Raw genomic sequence first — 15,840 nt, 5'->3', positions numbered from 1 at the left:
CTGAGTCAACTACGCCTGGACGGAGGGCATCAGGGTGCGTGGATGGCATATGCGAGCGCCCTTCGCACACTCCGTGCGAATCACGAGCGTGGGGGGTACTCGGAAGTACGGACGGCGGCGTTCCGGAGCAGACACGCCCGCACTCCGGAGCGCGAGCGGGAGTGCTCGGTAGTGCTCCGGAGTGCGGGCGGGGCGCGCGAAGGTACGGGCAGGGCGCGCGGAAGTACGTGTGGGCGTGCTCAGGGGTACGAGTAGAAGCCCGCGTTCGTCTTGCGGCCGAGCCGGCCCGCGTCCACCATCCGCTGAAGCAGCGGGGGAGCGGCGTACAGCGGCTCCTTGAACTCCGCGTACATCGAGTCGGCGACCGAGGCCACCGTGTCCAGGCCGATCAGGTCGGCGAGCTTGAGCGGCCCCATCGGGTGGGCGCAGCCGAGCTCCATGCCGTTGTCGATGTCCTCGCGGCTCGCTATGCCCGACTCGAACATCCGGATCGCGGAGAGCAGATACGGAATGAGGAGCGCGTTCACCACAAAGCCCGAGCGGTCCTGCGCCCGGATCGGGTGCTTGCCCAGCAGCTCCCGGACGACGGTGTCGGCCCGCTTGATCGTTTCCTCGGACGTCGTCAGCGCGGGGATCAGCTCGACCAGCTTCTGCACGGGCGCCGGGTTGAAGAAGTGGATGCCGATGACCTGGTCGGGACGGGAGGTCGCGACGGCGAGCTTGACCAGCGGTATGGAGGAGGTGTTGGAGGCCAGGATGGCGTCGGGGCGGGTCACGACCTGGTCGAGCACCTGGAAGATCTCGGTCTTGACCTGCTCGTTCTCCACGACCGCCTCGATGACGAGGTCGCGGTCGGCGAACTCCCCGAGGTCGGTGGTGAAGCTGAGCCTGCCGAGTGCGGCCTCGCTCTCCTCCTCGGTGATCTTGCCCCGTTCCGCTGCCTTCGAGAGGGAGTTCAGAAGCCGGGTGCGGCCGATTTCCAGGGCTTCCCCGGTGGTCTCGGCGACCATGACCTCCAGGCCGCTGCGGGCGGCGACCTCCGCGATGCCTGCGCCCATCTGGCCGCAGCCCACCACTCCGACGCGGGCGATATCGGTCAGGGTGTCGGTCACATCGTGCCTTTCGCTGGTCCGTGTCCCGGCAGGTCGTCCCGGTGTTTCGGCACCTGCCTCCGGACAGGACGTTACTCCGCCCGGGTGTGTGGACGACGTGCCGGGGCGGGCATGCTCAGCGGGCACGGCGGTCCGTGCGCAGGAGATGGCGGTCCGTGCGCACCGGGTCCGGCCGGTGCGGACGCCCCCGGTGGGAAGGAAGGCGCATGGAACAGAGCGACAGGGAGCGGCACATGGGGCAGGGCCAGGGGCGCGGCGGCGGGCTCGCCGGGAGACCGGGCGAGGGGCGGGGCGCCGGACGGATCGGCCGGCGGGAGCTCGGGGTGGCCGCTGCGGGGGTGGCGGCCTCGCTGCTGATGGCCGGGGACGCGGCCGCGGTGGTACGTGATCGAGGGCGCCGGGGGCATGGCGGGGGCGGGGGACACCAGGCTTCGCGCGGCGAATTGCGCGGTATGTGGATCGCGACCGTCACCAACCGTGACTGGCCCTCGAAACCGGGGCTGACGGCCGCGCGGCAGAAGGCCGAACTGATCAAGCACCTGGACACGGCGGTGGCCCGCAGGCTGAACGCCGTCGTGCTCCAGGTCCGGCCCACGGCGGACGCCCTGTGGCCCTCACCGTACGAACCCTGGGCGCAGTGCCTCACCGGCACGCAGGGCAAGGCCCCGGGCTGGGACCCGCTGGGCACGGCGGTGCGCGAGGCGCACGCGCGAGGGCTGGAGCTGCACGCCTGGTTCAATCCGTACCGCGTCGCCACCCACACCGATCCGTCACGGCTGTCCGCGAAACACCCCGCGCGTGTGCACCCGGGCTGGGTCCTGCCTTACGGCGGGAAGCTGTACTACAACCCGGGCCTGCCCGAGGTCAGGAAATTCGTCCAGGACGCGATGCTGGACGCCGTCAAGCGTTACGACGTCGACGCGGTGCACTGGGACGACTACTTTTACCCGTATCCGGTCGCCGGGCAGACCTTCAAGGACGACGCGGCGTACCAACGCTACGGGGGCGCCTTCGCGAACAAGGCGGCGTGGCGGCGGGACAACACCGACCGGCTGGTTCGGGAGATGTCGGGCCGGATCAAGAAGATCAAGAAGGACGTGCGGTTCGGGATCAGCCCGTTCGGGGTGTGGCGCAACATCGCCACCGATCCCGCCGGCTCCGACACGCGGGCGGGCGTGCAGACGTACGACGATCTGCACGCCGACACCCGCAAGTGGGTCCAGAAGGGCTGGATCGACTACATCGCCCCGCAGTTGTACTGGAACATCGGCTTCGCCGCGGCCGACTACGCGAAGCTGCTGCGCTGGTGGGACGGGGTGGTACGGGGGACGGGCGTCGATCTCTACATCGGCGAGGCCCTCTACAAGGCGGGGGACCCGGCGCAGCCGGCCGCCTGGCAGGACCCGGCCGAGCTGTCCCGGCATCTCACCCTCGCCAAGAAGTATCCCGGGGTGCACGGGCACTGCTACTTCTCGGGGAAGGAAGTCGGTACGGATCCGATCGGGGCGATGACGCGGGTGGTGAGGGACCACTACGGAAAGCGGGCGCCGCTGCTGGGCGGCGCGGGCTGAGGCGGTGCGCGACGGGTTGAGCCGGGACGGGCGGGGGCCGGTCCCCGTCAGCCGCGCGCCCGCTGGGTGACCGCGATGCAGACCAGTACCGCCACGGCCGCCACCGGCGCGGCGGGCGTGAGCTGTTCGCCGAGCAGGAACACCGACCAGACCAGGGTCAGCACCGGCTGGGCGAGCTGAAGCTGGCTCGCCCTGGCGATGCCGATCGACGCCATGCCGCGGTACCAGACGTACAGCCCGAAGAAGGTCGAGACCGCGGCCACCCAGGCGAGTCCGATCACCCCGTGGCCCGTCAGGTGCACCGGTTCGAAGGCCAGGGCCACCGCCACGCCCGTCACCGAGAGCGGCAGACACGCGATCAGCGCCCAGCCGATCACCTGCCAGCCCGGCATCACCCGGGCCAGCCTGCCGCCCTCCGTGTATCCCGCCGCGCACACCAGCAGCGCGCCGAAGAGGTAGACATCGCCGGTGGAGAGGGCCCCGCCGCTCTGCTGGACCGCGAAGGTGATCACCACGGCGGCGCCGACGAGGGCGGCGATCCAGAACGTACGGGCGGGGCGGCGGCCCGTACGGACGGCGGCGAACGCGGCCGTGGTCAGCGGCAGCAGACCGACCACCACGGCCGCGTGCGAGGTGGTGGAAGTCTCCAGCGCCAGCGTTGTCAGGAGCGGGAAGCCGACCACGACCCCGCCGGCGACCACCGCGAGCCCGCCCCAGTGCCGCCGCTCGGGGACCGGGACGCGGAGCGCCAGCAGAAAGCCTCCGGCGATGAGCGCGGCGAGTGCGCTGCGCGCGGCCACGAACGACCAGGGGCCGAAGCTCTCCAGCCCCCACACGGTGGACGGGAAGGTGAGGGAGAAGGCCACCACGCCCAGCACGGCGAGGAGCGTGCCGCTGCGGGCGGTCTCGTCCGTACCGCCCGTACCGTCGTTGACCGCTATCGTTGCGTTCGGAGTAGCGCTATCCTGTGCTGTCATGCAAGAGCGTAGCAGCGTGGCCGAACTGGCGGATTCCCTGAGGCGGGAATTGAACCGCTACTCCCCAGGTGGAAAGCTGCCGTCGAGCAGGGCGCTGGTCGACCAGTACCGGGTCTCCCCGGTGACCGTCTCCCGCGCACTCGCCCGGCTCGTGTCCGAAGGGCTGGTCGTGACCCGCCCCGGCGCCGGGGTCTTCCGCGCGCCCGCCCGGACCGGGACGCCGGCGCCCGGTGACACCTGCTGGCAGGAGGTCACCCTCAGTGCCGACGCCGCCACCGAACTCGTACCGCGTGCCGTCGACGCCTCCGGTGTCCTGATCACCCTGGACGCGCCGCCGCCCGGCGTCATCGAGTTCACCGGCGGCTATCTGCACACCTCGCTCCAGCCCGAACAGGCGATGGCCGCGGCCCTGGCGCGGGCGGGCAGGCGGCCCGGCGTCTGGAGCAGGCCGCCCGCCGACGGACTGCACGAGCTGCGGGCCTGGTTCGCCCGGTGGATCGGAGGCAGCCGCACGGAGGCGGAAGTCCTGGTCACGGGGGGCGGCCAGAGCGCGCTGACCACCGCGCTGCGGGCGCTTGCCCCGCCCGGTGCGCCCGTCCTGGTCGAGTCGCCCACGTACCCGGGGACGCTGGCGATCGCCCGCGCCGCAGGGCTGCGGCCGGTGCCGGTGCCGGTGGACCGCGACGGCGTACGGCCCGACCTCCTCGCCGCCGCCTTCCGGGCCTCCGGCGCCCGGGTCTTCGTGTGCCAGCCGCTCTTCCAGAACCCCACCGGCGCCGTGCTCTCCCCGGAGCGCAGGCCCGAAGTGCTGCGCATCGCCCGGGAGTTCGGGGCCTTCGTGATCGAGGACGACTTCGCGCGGCTGATGGTGCACACGGACGCGGGCCCGCTGCCCGAGACACTCGCCGCACACGACCCCGACGGTGTCGTCGTCCATGTCTGCTCACTCACCAAGGCGACCTCCCCGAGCCTGCGGGTGGGCGCGCTCGCGGCCCGGGGTCCGGTCCTGGAGCGGCTGCGCGCCATCCATGTGGTCGACACCTTCTTCGTCCCGCGCCCGTTCCAGGAAGCCACTCTGGAACTGGTGGGATCGGCCGCCTGGAACCGTCATCTGCGGACCGTGTCCGCCGAGTTGCAGACCCGCAGGAACACCCTGGCCGCCGCGCTGCGCACCGAACTGCCCGAACTGGACCTCCCGTACGTCCCGTCCGGCGGCTACCACCTCTGGCTCCGCCTCCCGGACGGCGCCTGCGAGCGGGAGATCGTCTCGGCCGCTCTGCGCGCGGGTGTCGCGGTGGCCCCGGGGCGCCCGTACTTCAGCGCCGAACCACCGGCCGCACACCTGCGGTTGAGCTTCGCGGCGGTGGCGGGCGCCGCCGAGATCGCCGAGGGGGTGCGGCGGCTGCGTACGGCGTGTGACGAGGTGCTCGGGTGAGCGGAGGCATCGGCTCGCCTGGTTGACGGTGCGACTGAACACCCGTCCGCAACCAGAAGAGTTCCAGAAGAGTCCAGAAGGGTTGATCCCAAGTCGCGCTCATACAAGCCGAGTTGACTCGATTGTGCCGGTCGGATTCCTCTTGACCCGCTGGGTTTTCGGATCCACGATCGCGGCCATGAGTGTTCGGGTCACGTTGATCGCCGCCGCGCGGAGCTCGGACCTGTTCGACGAGCGCTTCGACGACGACCGTCCGCTCGACCAGGTCGGCTGGCACCAGATGCAGCTCGTCGCCCATGCCCTGGTCCCGCTGGCCGCCGCCGATCTCCGGTACTGCTCGCCGACCTTGCGCAGCCGCGCCACCGGTGACGCTCTGGGCTTCGCACCCCTGGCCCAACCGGCCCTGCGCGACTGCGACATGGGCCGCTGGCGCGGATTCACCCTCGGTGAGGTGATGGCCCGCGAACCGGCGGCCGTGGACGCCTGGATCGCCGACCCGCGCTCCGCCCCGCACGGCGGCGAGCCCCTGCTGGCCTTCATCTCCCGGATAGGCGGCTGGCTGGACACTCGCCCGGCCGAGGACGTCGCCGCCATCGTCGCGGTCGCCGAACCCGCCGTCGTACGGGCGGCCCTGGTGTACGCGCTGAAGGCGCCGCCCCGGACGTACTGGTACGTGGACGTCCGCCCGCTGTCGACGATCACCCTGACGGGCGGCCCCGGCCGTTGGAACCTGTGTCTCGACGCGGGTGCCTGAGACGAGAGTGCTTGAGACGCGGGTGCCTGAACAAATTCGGATGGAGCCGGGGCGGCGGGTGGATCACGACGTACCGAGCGTCTCCAGGATCTGCTCCCCGTACTTCGCCAGCTTGTTCTCGCCGACCCCGGTCACCGTGCCGAGTTCCGACAGGCTCGACGGGCTCAGCATCGCGATCTCGCGCAGCGTCGCGTCATGGAAGACGACATACGCGGGCACGCCCTGCTCCTTCGCCGTAGCGGCCCGCCACGCCCGCAGCGTCTCGAAGACCGGCAGGGCCTCCTCCGGCAGATCGACGGGCGCGGCACGGTTCCTGGCCGACTTCTCCGTTTTCTCGCGCGCGGGCCGCGCCGCCTTCTCGGGTTCGCGCCGCAGCGAGACCGGGCGCCGCCCGCCCAGGACCTCGCCGCTCTCGTCCGTGAGGACCAGCGTCCCGTAGTCGCCCTCGACGGCGATCAGCCCCTGCGCCAGCAGCTGCCGCACCACGCTCCGCCACTCCGCCTCGCGCAGCTCCGTACCGATACCGAACACACTGAGCGCGTCATGATCGAACTGGATGACCTTGGCCGTCTTCTTGCCCAGCAGGATGTCGGTGACCTGTCCCGCGCCGAACTTCTGATTGCGCTCGCGCTTCAGCCTGACCACGGTCGACAGCAGCTTCTGCGCGGGCACCGTGCCGTCCCAGGACTCCGCCGGCGTCAGACACGTGTCGCAGTTGCCGCACGCGGTGCTCTTCTGCCCGAAGTACGCGAGCAGTTGGACCCGGCGGCACTCGACCGTCTCGCAGAGCGCGAGCATGGCGTCCACATGCTCGCTCAGCCGCCGCCGGTGCGCCTCGTCGCCCTCGGAGGTGTCGATCATCTTCCGCTGCTGGACGACATCCTGGAGGCCGTACGCCAGCCAGGCCGTGGACGGCAGCCCGTCACGCCCGGCACGCCCGGTCTCCTGGTAGTACCCCTCGACGGACTTGGGGAGGTCGAGGTGGGCGACGAAGCGTACGTCCGGCTTGTCGATGCCCATCCCGAACGCGATCGTCGCGACCATGACCAGCCCGTCCTCCCGCAGGAAGCGCGACTGATGCTCGGCGCGCACACGGGAGTCGAGACCCGCGTGGTACGGCAGCGCGGAGACGCCGTTCTTCACCAGGAATTCGGCGGTCTTCTCCACCGATGCCCGGGAGAGGCAGTAGACGATTCCCGCGTCGCCGGGGTGCTCGGCGCTCAGCAGCTGCAGCAGCTGCCGCTTGGGGTCGTTCTTCGGCGCGATGCGGTACTGGATGTTCGGCCGGTCGAAGCTCGCGACGAAGTGCCGGGCGTCCTGGAGCTGGAGCCGGGACGCGATCTCCGCGTGCGTGGCCTCGGTGGCGGTCGCGGTCAGCGCGATACGCGGCACATCGGGCCAGCGCTCGTGCAGCGCGGACAGGGCGAGGTAGTCGGGGCGGAAGTCGTGCCCCCACTGGGCCACGCAGTGCGCCTCGTCGATGGCGAACAGCGAGATCGTGCCGCGCTCCAGCAGCCGTACGGTCGCCTCGACACGCAGCCGCTCCGGCGCCAGATAGAGCAGGTCCAGCTCACCGGCCAGGAACTCGGCCTCCACGAGCCTGCGTTCGTCGAGATCCTGGGTGGAGTTCAGGAACCCGGCCCTGACTCCGAGCGCCCGCAGAGCGTCGACCTGGTCCTGCATGAGCGCGATGAGCGGCGATACGACGACGCCGACGCCTTTCCGTACCAGCGAGGGGATCTGGTAGCAGAGCGACTTTCCGCCGCCGGTCGGCATGAGGACGAGGGCGTCGCCGCCGCCGACCACATGCTCGATGATCTCCTGCTGGCTCCCGCGGAACGAGTCGTATCCGAAGACGCGGCGCAGGACACCCAGTGCCTCGCTCGCCTCGCTCGCCCCGGGAGGCGCCTCGGAAACCGCCTCGGAACCTGTCGCGGCGGCTGTCTCGGAAGGGGCCTCGGGACGGGCGTCGGGACGGGTGTCGAGGCCGGTGTCGGAATCGGGAGCGCTCATCCGGTGATTCTACGAGAATCGCGCCACGCCGAAGGTGCGGGAGGCGGACGGATACGGAAGCGGAGGGATAGAGAAGCGGACGGATATGGGAAGCCGATATAGGACAGGGCCTGACCTGCATGCGATCTAGCGTCGGACATCCAACCTCGCACCGCGGGAAATACCCGCACCGCAGGAAACAGGAGACACCGATGAGCTACGTCACCAGCAATCAGCCGGACGGTACCCCCACGTGGATCGATCTTGACGTGCCGGACCTCGATCGCGCGATGGAGTTCTACGGGGCGCTCCTCGGCTGGGACTTCAGTGTCGAGTCGGCGGGGGCGGCCGGTGGTGCGGAGACCGGGACGGGGGTCGCGGCCAGGTCCGGCGGCTACGCGATGTGTCTCCTGCGTGGCCGTGCCGTCGCGGGGCTCAGGCAGCCCGCCGGCGCCGGCGACCCCACGGCAGGAAATCCCGGCCACTGGCTCATGTACTTCGCCACCGAGGACTGCGACGCCACCGCCGAGCGTGTCACCCGCGCAGGCGGCACTGTGCTCCAGAGTCCGCACGACGTCGGGGTGGGCCGCAGGGCACTCGCGAAGGACCCCGTGGGCGCCCGCTTCGGCCTCTGGCAAGGCCGTACCCACCCCGGCTGCGAGACAGTGAACGAGCCGGGCTCCTTGATCCGCAATGACCTGACCACCCCGGATCCGGGACCGGCGCGGGCCTTCTACCCGGCGGTCTTCGGCTTCACCCTGGACGCCAACGAGGATCTTCCGGACGCGGACTTCAGCTTCCTGCGCCGCCCGGACGGTCATGAGATCGGTGGCATCATGGGCGTACCCGCGACGGATGTACCCACGACAACCTCTTCCGTCTGGCAGACGGTCTTCGAGGTCGCGGACACCGACGACACGGTCCGACGGGCCGTCGCGGCGGGCGGCACCGCGAGTGCCCCCGAGGACACCATCTATGCGCGGATGGCGGAGATCACCGATCCCTTCGGCACCACCTTCCAGGTGGGCGCCAAGCCCCGGGGCGGCCGGGAGAGCTGAGTCGCCCCGGGCGGCGCGGTCGTCCTTCAGGCACGCGTTCGTCCTTCAGGCGTGCTGCGGCATCTCGTCCTTGAGCCCGGCGCGGATCTGCTCCCGCAGCTCGGGGCCGTCCATGTGCCCGTGCACGGACGCGGCGTGCTCGCCGGCGGCGCGGACCACTTCCTCCTCCTCGCCGGATATGGCGAGGGTGCATTTCGTCTCGCTCGGGAAGTCGCGACAATCGGCTATTTTGCGCATGATGCACCTCCTCGTACCAGTATCCACCTGTGCGTTCCGCTGTGGCGCCGATGTCGTCCAAGCGTTCGGGCTCCTGCGTTCGGGCTCCCGTGTTCGGGCTCCCGTGTCGGGGCTTCCGTCCGTGACGGTGAAAGGCCCTATTCCTCGTCGTCGTCCTCCTCGTCCTCGATCAGGTCCTCCAGGTCGTCGACCCCCTTGTCGGCGACCTCCCCGAGGAACCGCGCACAGGTCCAGGCTTCCGGTCCGCTCACGCCTTCCGGCGCCGGGAACTCGTCCGGCGCGTAGAAGTGCGGCATCCCCTGCCGGAACTCCGCGTACCGCAGCCGGGGGTGCTCGTCGCTGTGGCCGCACTCCTGCGGCCGGGGGAAGCCGGCGACGGTGCGCAGTACGGGGAGGATGTCGCGGACCACGGGGAGTGCCGGGCTCGGATACGCGACGTGCATCGCCTGGTAGGCGGTGAGCAGCAGTACGGCGCGCTCGCGGTCGCCGGAGGTGTGCTCGTACCGTCGGGCCGCCCACAGCCCCAGGTCCTCGGCGTACTCCTCGTTCCAGGGCAGCTCGTCGAGCCGCTCCGTGATCTTCTCGATGTCCAGCCGCCCGTCCGGGCGCAGGTACTCCGCGTCGGCGTGGGAGGTGTCGCGTCGGCCGAAGAGCACCTCGCGGCGTTCACACAGCAGATCCAGGGACTCCCGCGCGGTGGCGGTGGTGAACGCCGGGCACAGCAGGGTCTCCAGCGGCGCGGCATCACTCCCGATCCGGCGGTCGCGTTCATAGGCGCCCCGGCCGCCGGCGGAGCTCAGTCTGATGCCGAGCTCGGCGGCCGACGGTCCGCTGTCGGGCAGCTGGGGGTGACCGTCCGGGCCGTGCGGGCACGGACCGGAGTCGTGCGTCAGAGTCTTTTCCAGCGCCTCGATCAGGTCGTCGAGGACCGACTTCTTGCGCACCATGCCGGAGACGGCGTACCAGCTCACCGCCCTGACGACCATGACCCGGCCCGCGCGTTCGTCCGGATCCGCCGCGGTGGACAGGTTCCAGCCCTGCGAGGCGATCTCGTCATCGATGTCGGTCCACGGCTTCGCGTACCCCTCAAGGAGGGCGGAGAGCGTGCTGATGGCGTCCAGCGCCTCCAGCGGCAGGCGCGCGGGGATGTCCGTGGCCGAGCCCGGCTCGATGATGTCCATGGCGATCCGCGCGAATCCGGCCGCATTGCGCGGGCAGAGCCACTCGTCCCGGGGCCGGTCCTCCTGCCACTCGTCCGTCTCGTCGGCGAGTGGCGGCAGCAGGGCGGCGAGGTGCTCGTCGTCCTCGTCGGTATGCGTCTCGTACGGGTGGGAGGCATGGTCGCAGTGCCGGGCACGCATGGCTTTGTCCGCGGCCCGAAGGGCGTCGACCGCTGCCGTGACCACCCCCTCGCCCGGCAGCCAGGTGAGATAGGGGGCTGTCAGGACCAGCCCGAACGTCCACAGATACGCCAACTCGCCGACGGGGTCGGCGGCGAGCAGGGCGGCGCAGTCGAGGACGGTCCGGTCGTTCCGGCTGTCTTCGGAAACTTGGTAGTCCTCGCGGATCCCGTCCCAGGACCGGACGAGTTCATCGAGGGGCGTGCCGTCTGTATCCATCACGATCATGACGACGCGACAACGGAGCGTCCGGGTTCCGCCCAGGGGCCCGCGTCTTGAGGGCGCCGAGGTGGCCGAGGCCGCTCCCGTTCACGCACGGACGTCGACCTCACGTGACGGTACGGCCGAGGTAGCCGGCCAGACGGTCAAGAGCGGGCGCGTCTTGAGGGGTCGGCCGGGGCGGAGCGAAGGAGCCGCCCGCGGTTCGGGGCAGGGCGCCGTATATCTCCCGTACCACCGGGAGAGCCGACTCGGCGAGGTCGGCGACGAGGTCGCGCGGGTGCCCGATCGCCTTGGCCAGGTCCCAGCAGTGGACCAGCATTTCGATGATCAGCTGCTCGACGAGCCGCCGGCCCGGTGCGGGTCCGTACCGCTGGTCGAGCATGCCGGGGCGACGGAAAGCGGTGAGTGTGCCCTGCGCGGCGGAGCGGAACGCCTCGATGTGGTCCTCGCCGAGGTGATCGGCGGTGGCGTCGAGACGAGGTACGCCGTTGGCCAGGCCGGACCAGACCAGGTTCTCCCAGACCAGGTGGTTGAGCAGGGTGCGAACGTCCCAGCCGGCACAGGGTGTCGGCCGGTCGAACAGGTCCCGATCCACGGCGGAGACAACGCCGCCCACGGCGTTCAGGGTTCGCTCGCAGGCGTCGAGCACACCCGCGGGTTCCCAGGCGTCGGTCCCGGCGTCGTACAGGTCACCCAGCTCCGCCGCGCGTGCCCCGGGTTCGGGGTTGGCGCGCAGCGCTGTCTTCAGCCAGTCCCCGGCCACTTCCATACTCGGTCGCACCGATTGGCCATTGATGACGCAGAGCAGCTGCCAGTACCGTTCGACTCCCGTGTCGGAAGCGACTTCAAGCTGCTCCAGCAGCAGACGTCTGGCCGAGGCGCTGTCGGTGCGCACCTTGTCACGGGTCTGTGCCTGGGTGGGGATCCAGGCCGCGACGACGGCTTCGACGACCGGGTCGGCCGCTGGTGAGTCCGGGGCGATCCCCTCCCGTATCGCCGTGTTCACTCGCTCTGTCCAGTCGTCGGTGACCTCCTGCGCGGCCCGGAGCGTCTCCTCGTCGTGTTCGCCGGGGGCATGCTCGGCGGCGTACCGCGCCATGCGTCGTACGCCGGAGAGCAGCGCGGGATCGGTCACCAGGTCGCTCAGTTCGAGCCACGCGTCGACCTGCTCGTCCGTGGGGTTGTCGGGAAGCTCCGGGGTGGCGGCCAGCAGTCCTCGGCGGTAGCTCGGCACATCAAGGTCTCCGATGGCCCGGGTCACGAAATCGTGGATGATCGTGCGGCGTTCAGCGGTGGACAGTCGAGCGGTTCGATTCATGAAGGCGAGTCCTTCGGCGGTGGGTTCGTGGCGGGCGACGGCGCGCAGTACCGCCTGCTGAGAGCGCAGGGTGCGGATCTGTGCCTCCAACGCGTCGAGGTGGGCCGCGGCCACCTCCGCCAAGGTCTGCTCGCGGTCGAGTACGTCACGGATCACCGGCAGGCCAAGACCGAGGTCCCGCAGTGTCCTCGCCAGCTCCAGCCGGGCCACGGCCCCGCTGTCGTAGGCGCGGTACCCGGCAGCCGTCCGCGCGGTCGGCGGTACGAGCCCCATGTCGGACCAGTGCCGGATGAGCTTCACCGATAGCCCGGTCTTCCCGGCGACCTCTCCGATGCTCCAGGGTCCCCTGTCCTCAACGTGCATGAGCCCACTCTCGGGTCTCCCGCGGTGGGAGAGTCAACTGGCCGGGTATTCCCCTGTACTTGCGGCCAACGGCACGGTAGGACGGGCCCGGTCGGCACCTCTCGTACGAACCAACCATGAAACGGATCTCCGTCCCGTCATGAGCATCAACTGGATCACGCGTGCTGAGACCAGCACCGACATCCCCGCCCTTCGCGAGATCAGCCTCGCCGCGTTTGACACTCCGTTGGAGGCCGACCTCATCGACGCGCTGCGCGCCGACTCCTCGTGGATCGACGGACTGTCGATTGTCGCCACCGACCAGGGCGGCAGGGCCATCGGTCACGCGCTGCTGACCCGCTGCCATATCGACGACCGTCCGGCCCTGTGCCTGGGCCCCGTCGCCGTCCGGCCCGAGTACCAGAGGGCCGGCGTCGGCTCCGCGGCGATCCGTGCCTCGTTGCGGGCCGCGAAGGAGCTTGGCGAGCACTTCGTCACTGTCCTCGGACACCCGGCGTACTACCCGCGGTTCGGCTTCGCTCGCGCTTCCGACCACGGCATCGGACTCAGCATCGACGTCCCGGACGAGGCCATGATGGCTCTCACCCTCGACGCCGACCACCCGCTGCCCAGCGGAACGGTCCGCTACGCCACGCCGTTCGGTATCTAGAGCCCTCCCGGCATGGGGCCCTGTCGGTCGTGGACCATGGCGGTCTCGCCCAGTTCGCCGGCCCCTGAGGCCGACCGGCGATTGGGGGGCGTTGCCCCATCGCCGGTCGGTCTAAGTGATCACGGAGACAATGGCAACGGTGCTCGCCACGCTGCTCGCCGCGGCGGTTCGAGTCACCGCGGTGTTCACGGCCGTGGCCCCCCAACTGCCGCGCTCCAGCTCCTTCGCGCGCTCGCTGACCTCGGTCGACCACTTCGGGGCCGGGTGGAACGTCGGTAGCGTCCCGCTCGCGGAGAGCACCGCGATCACCGCCGCTGTGCGAGCGTCGGGGCTCTCGCCGCGCTCCAGTACGGCGCACACCTTCCGCCGGAGTTCGCTCTCGTGCCGCATGTCGTCGGTCGGCAACTTGGTCGTGCGGAACAGGCCCAGCATCCGCTTGCTCTCGCGACGAATGAAGCCTTGCTCGACAAGCCGGTCGATCACCGGTTTCCTGAGGCCGCCTCCGATCTGGAGGAGGAGCGTCTGGACGTCACAGGGCCGCTCGGCGATCTTCTCGTAGGCGGACTGAAGCAGGGGGTCCGGGAGTGGACCATCCCCTACCGCAAGGACTTTGGAACCGTTCAGCCCTGCACGGCCCTTGTCGGTCTCGATCCTGCCGAGGAGCGCGAGTTCGACGAGGACAGCGCCGCCGAGGGTGTAGTGAAGGGTGCCCGCTCCGGCCGGGACCCCCGTCTCGTCGTCGAGCAGCATCAGCATCACGTCCTCGACGATCAGCGTTTCGCTCCGCATGTTCTCCCTTTCGTCTCCGGCCTTCTTCTCCCGTGGCCACTTCATCTCCGGTGGCCACTTCTCCACGCTCTCCTGGAGCAGGCCCCCTTGGCAGTGCGGTCTGTCATGGGTCCCCATGACAGACGTCATGCCGACCCATGACAGACCGCACTGCCATCCGCCTCGTATCGCCGGGAGTGTGGAGTGCATGAACACAGTCATCGAAACCGTCGGACTGAGGCGGAGCTACCGGGGGTTCGACGCCGTACGCGGCATCGACTTCACGGTCGCCCGCGGAGAACTGTTCGCCCTGCTGGGAACCAACGGAGCAGGCAAGACCTCGACACTCGAAATCCTGGAGGGCCAGGTCACTCCCAGCGGCGGAACGGTCCGGGTGCTGGGCCGGGACCCGTTCCGCGACCGGGCGGCGGTGCGGCCCCGGATCGGGGTGATGCTCCAGGAAGGCGGCTTCCCGCCGGAGTTGACGGTCCTGGAGACCGTACGGATGTGGGCGGGCTGCACCAGCGGTGCCCGTCCCGCCGACGAGGCCCTGGAGCTGACCAACCTGGGCGACCGGCGCACGGTGCGGGTCAAGCAGCTCTCCGGCGGTGAACGCCGCCGCCTCGATCTCGCACTCGCCCTGCTGGGACGCCCCGAGGTGCTGTTCCTCGACGAGCCGACGACCGGCCTCGACGCGCAGTCCCGGCGCGACACCTGGGAGTTGATCCGCGAGCTGAAGGCCCAGGGCACGACCGTGCTGCTCACCACCCACTACCTGGAGGAGGCGGAGCAACTGGCCGACCGGCTGGCGATCATGCACCAGGGGCTGATCGCCACCACCGGGCGGGTGGCCGACGTGGTGGCCGAACGGCCCTCCCGGATCAGCTTCGAGCTGCCCCAGGACCTCTTCCTGGGTGAACTGCCGCCGCTCGCGCAGATGGGCGTGACCCGGCACGAGACCGCGGGCCGGACCGTCCGTCTGGAGACCCGCGACCTGCAGCACACCGCCACCGCACTGCTCACCTGGGCACAGCAGACCGGGGTCGCGCTGCGCGCCCTGGACGCGCGGTCGGCATCGCTGGAAGAGGCGTTCATGGAGATCGCCAAGAACCTGGAGACGGAAGAAACACGATGACGACGACCACCCCTGCCCGACCGATGGCCACCGGCGCGCCCGTACGGTCCGGATCCGCATCCCGCATGGCAGCCCTCGGCCGCGCGGAGCTGACGCTGCTGCTGCGCAGCAGAGCATCCCTGTTCACGGCGCTCGTACTGCCCGCCACCATGGCCTTCTCGATGCGTGGCCTGGTCGAGGACCTTGATCTGGGCGGCACCGGCCTGTCGATCGCGACCGTCCTCGTGCCCGGCACCTTGGCCATGGCCCTGATCTTCTCCGTCTACACGAACCTGGTCGGCGTGTACGTCACACGCCGCGAGAGCCTGGTGCTCAAGCGGCTGCGCACGGGCGAGGTGCGCGACTGGGAGATCCTCGTCGGCGGCGCGCTACCGGCGCTGGTGCTGGCGTCGGTGCAGTGCGTGCTGCTGGCCGTCGGTCTGACGGCGGCCCTGGACGCACCCGTACCGGCAGCCCCGCACCTGGTGGTCCTCGCCCTGCTGATCGGTATGGTGCTGCTCGTGGCCGGAGCCGCGCTGACGGCCGCCATCACCCGGACGGCGGAGAGCGCGCAGTTGACGTTCCTGCCGTTCATGCTGGTGAGCCTGGCCGGATCCGGGCTCTTCATGCCGCGTAAGGTACTGCCCGGCATGGCGGCCGACATCAGCGCCTGGCTGCCGTTCTCGCCCGTCATGGATCTCCTGCAGGGCGGCTGGACCGGCGACCTCGGCGTCTTGGACCAGGGCCGTCTGCTGCTCGCCGCTCTGGCCTGGACAGGTGTGGCGGCCCTCGGCGTGCGGCAGTGGTTCCGCTGGGGCCCGCGCCATTGAGACCGGTCGGTCCGAGTTCGGCGGCCCAGGACGAGAGAGC

General features: G+C 70.4%; 14 protein-coding genes. 7 read left to right on the top strand and 7 right to left on the bottom strand.

The genetic code is table 11. The features are described 5' to 3' along the window. Positions 1-239: 239 nt before the first annotated feature. Entirely contained in the window at positions 240-1,100 is an 861-nt protein-coding gene (locus ACIQD6_RS17495; RefSeq protein ID WP_401883793.1) for a 3-hydroxybutyryl-CoA dehydrogenase, read from the bottom strand. A gap of 368 nt (positions 1,101-1,468) precedes the next feature. Between ACIQD6_RS17495 and ACIQD6_RS17490 the strand changes: the two genes are divergently transcribed. Next, positions 1,469-2,683 carry a glycoside hydrolase family 10 protein gene (locus ACIQD6_RS17490; protein ID WP_401883792.1) on the top strand — a complete coding sequence of 405 codons (1,215 nt, stop codon included), beginning with the start codon at positions 1,469-1,471 and terminating at the stop codon, positions 2,681-2,683. A gap of 47 nt (positions 2,684-2,730) precedes the next feature. On the opposite strand, the gene ACIQD6_RS17485 is transcribed toward ACIQD6_RS17490, so the two are convergent. Next, the gene (locus ACIQD6_RS17485) at positions 2,731-3,660 is read right to left on the bottom strand and encodes a DMT family transporter (protein WP_401883380.1); all 930 of its coding nucleotides are present in this window, start codon (positions 3,658-3,660) and stop codon (positions 2,731-2,733) included. Between ACIQD6_RS17485 and ACIQD6_RS17480 the strand changes: the two genes are divergently transcribed. Continuing rightward, positions 3,659-5,095: a PLP-dependent aminotransferase family protein gene (locus tag ACIQD6_RS17480; protein WP_401883378.1), complete on the top strand. Its 1,437-nt coding sequence runs from the start codon at positions 3,659-3,661 to the stop codon at positions 5,093-5,095. The two genes, ACIQD6_RS17485 and ACIQD6_RS17480, sit on opposite strands and share 2 nt — an antisense overlap. Before the next feature lie 178 nt (positions 5,096-5,273). Then, positions 5,274-5,849, top strand: a complete 576-nt coding sequence (locus ACIQD6_RS17475; protein ID WP_401883377.1) for a histidine phosphatase family protein — start codon at positions 5,274-5,276, stop codon at positions 5,847-5,849. 63 nt (positions 5,850-5,912) lie between these two features. Here ACIQD6_RS17475 and recQ read toward each other — a convergent pair whose 3' ends face one another. Then, entirely contained in the window at positions 5,913-7,862 is a 1,950-nt protein-coding gene (gene recQ, locus ACIQD6_RS17470) for a DNA helicase RecQ (RefSeq protein ID WP_401883374.1), read from the bottom strand. 191 nt (positions 7,863-8,053) lie between these two features. Between recQ and ACIQD6_RS17465 the strand changes: the two genes are divergently transcribed. Beyond that, entirely contained in the window at positions 8,054-8,899 is an 846-nt protein-coding gene (locus ACIQD6_RS17465) for a VOC family protein (protein WP_401883372.1), read from the top strand. Positions 8,900-8,944: 45 nt separating this feature from the next. Here ACIQD6_RS17465 and ACIQD6_RS17460 read toward each other — a convergent pair whose 3' ends face one another. The 3 genes from ACIQD6_RS17460 to ACIQD6_RS17450 all read right to left on the bottom strand — a co-directional run bounded on the left by ACIQD6_RS17460 (position 8,945) and on the right by ACIQD6_RS17450 (position 12,439). Further along, positions 8,945-9,136, bottom strand: coding sequence for a DUF1059 domain-containing protein (locus tag ACIQD6_RS17460; RefSeq protein ID WP_401883370.1), 192 nt, complete (start codon positions 9,134-9,136; stop codon positions 8,945-8,947). A 137-nt stretch (positions 9,137-9,273) separates the two neighbouring features. Then, a complete protein-coding gene (locus ACIQD6_RS17455; RefSeq protein ID WP_401883368.1) occupies positions 9,274-10,755 on the bottom strand; it encodes a hypothetical protein in 1,482 nt (493 codons plus the stop codon). Positions 10,756-10,864: 109 nt separating this feature from the next. Continuing rightward, on the bottom strand, positions 10,865-12,439 hold the full coding sequence (locus ACIQD6_RS17450; RefSeq protein ID WP_401883366.1) for a TIGR03086 family metal-binding protein: 1,575 nt from the start codon (positions 12,437-12,439) through the stop codon (positions 10,865-10,867). Positions 12,440-12,578: 139 nt separating this feature from the next. On the opposite strand from ACIQD6_RS17450, the gene ACIQD6_RS17445 reads away from it, so the two are divergent. Then, complete coding sequence (locus ACIQD6_RS17445; protein ID WP_401883364.1) at positions 12,579-13,088, top strand: GNAT family N-acetyltransferase; 510 nt, start codon at positions 12,579-12,581, stop codon at positions 13,086-13,088. A 111-nt stretch (positions 13,089-13,199) separates the two neighbouring features. Here ACIQD6_RS17445 and ACIQD6_RS17440 read toward each other — a convergent pair whose 3' ends face one another. Beyond that, positions 13,200-13,994, bottom strand: a complete 795-nt coding sequence (locus tag ACIQD6_RS17440) for a GPP34 family phosphoprotein (RefSeq protein WP_401883362.1) — start codon at positions 13,992-13,994, stop codon at positions 13,200-13,202. 70 nt (positions 13,995-14,064) lie between these two features. Between ACIQD6_RS17440 and ACIQD6_RS17435 the strand changes: the two genes are divergently transcribed. Together ACIQD6_RS17435 and ACIQD6_RS17430 are read left to right on the top strand one after the other, a co-directional pair. Then, entirely contained in the window at positions 14,065-14,991 is a 927-nt protein-coding gene (locus ACIQD6_RS17435) for an ABC transporter ATP-binding protein (protein ID WP_401883360.1), read from the top strand. Then, positions 14,988-15,800: an ABC transporter permease gene (locus ACIQD6_RS17430; RefSeq protein ID WP_401883359.1), complete on the top strand. Its 813-nt coding sequence runs from the start codon at positions 14,988-14,990 to the stop codon at positions 15,798-15,800. Before ACIQD6_RS17435 ends, ACIQD6_RS17430 begins: the two co-directional genes overlap by 4 nt. The last annotated feature ends 40 nt before the right edge of the window (positions 15,801-15,840 follow it).

Origin of the sequence: Streptomyces sp. NPDC088400, from assembly GCF_044753355.1 — a bacterium.
GTDB lineage: Bacteria > Actinomycetota > Actinomycetes > Streptomycetales > Streptomycetaceae > Streptomyces.
The sequence above is the reverse complement of the archived record's forward strand: the minus strand, read 5'-3'. Positions and strand labels throughout refer to the sequence as shown.

Coding starts and splice junctions, on each gene's coding strand:
- ACIQD6_RS17450 (WP_401883366.1), bottom strand. CDS start 12,439: ATGCACGTTGAGGACAGGGGACCCTGGAGCATCGGAGAGGTCGCCGGG.
- ACIQD6_RS17475 (WP_401883377.1), top strand. CDS start 5,274: ATGAGTGTTCGGGTCACGTTGATCGCCGCCGCGCGGAGCTCGGACCTG.
- ACIQD6_RS17440 (WP_401883362.1), bottom strand. CDS start 13,994: ATGGGGACCCATGACAGACCGCACTGCCAAGGGGGCCTGCTCCAGGAG.
- ACIQD6_RS17445 (WP_401883364.1), top strand. CDS start 12,579: ATGAGCATCAACTGGATCACGCGTGCTGAGACCAGCACCGACATCCCC.
- recQ (WP_401883374.1), bottom strand. CDS start 7,862: ATGAGCGCTCCCGATTCCGACACCGGCCTCGACACCCGTCCCGACGCC.
- ACIQD6_RS17465 (WP_401883372.1), top strand. CDS start 8,054: ATGAGCTACGTCACCAGCAATCAGCCGGACGGTACCCCCACGTGGATC.
- ACIQD6_RS17435 (WP_401883360.1), top strand. CDS start 14,065: ATGAACACAGTCATCGAAACCGTCGGACTGAGGCGGAGCTACCGGGGG.
- ACIQD6_RS17480 (WP_401883378.1), top strand. CDS start 3,659: ATGCAAGAGCGTAGCAGCGTGGCCGAACTGGCGGATTCCCTGAGGCGG.
- ACIQD6_RS17430 (WP_401883359.1), top strand. CDS start 14,988: ATGACGACGACCACCCCTGCCCGACCGATGGCCACCGGCGCGCCCGTA.
- ACIQD6_RS17460 (WP_401883370.1), bottom strand. CDS start 9,136: ATGCGCAAAATAGCCGATTGTCGCGACTTCCCGAGCGAGACGAAATGC.
- ACIQD6_RS17490 (WP_401883792.1), top strand. CDS start 1,469: ATGGCCGGGGACGCGGCCGCGGTGGTACGTGATCGAGGGCGCCGGGGG.
- ACIQD6_RS17485 (WP_401883380.1), bottom strand. CDS start 3,660: ATGACAGCACAGGATAGCGCTACTCCGAACGCAACGATAGCGGTCAAC.
- ACIQD6_RS17455 (WP_401883368.1), bottom strand. CDS start 10,755: ATGGATACAGACGGCACGCCCCTCGATGAACTCGTCCGGTCCTGGGAC.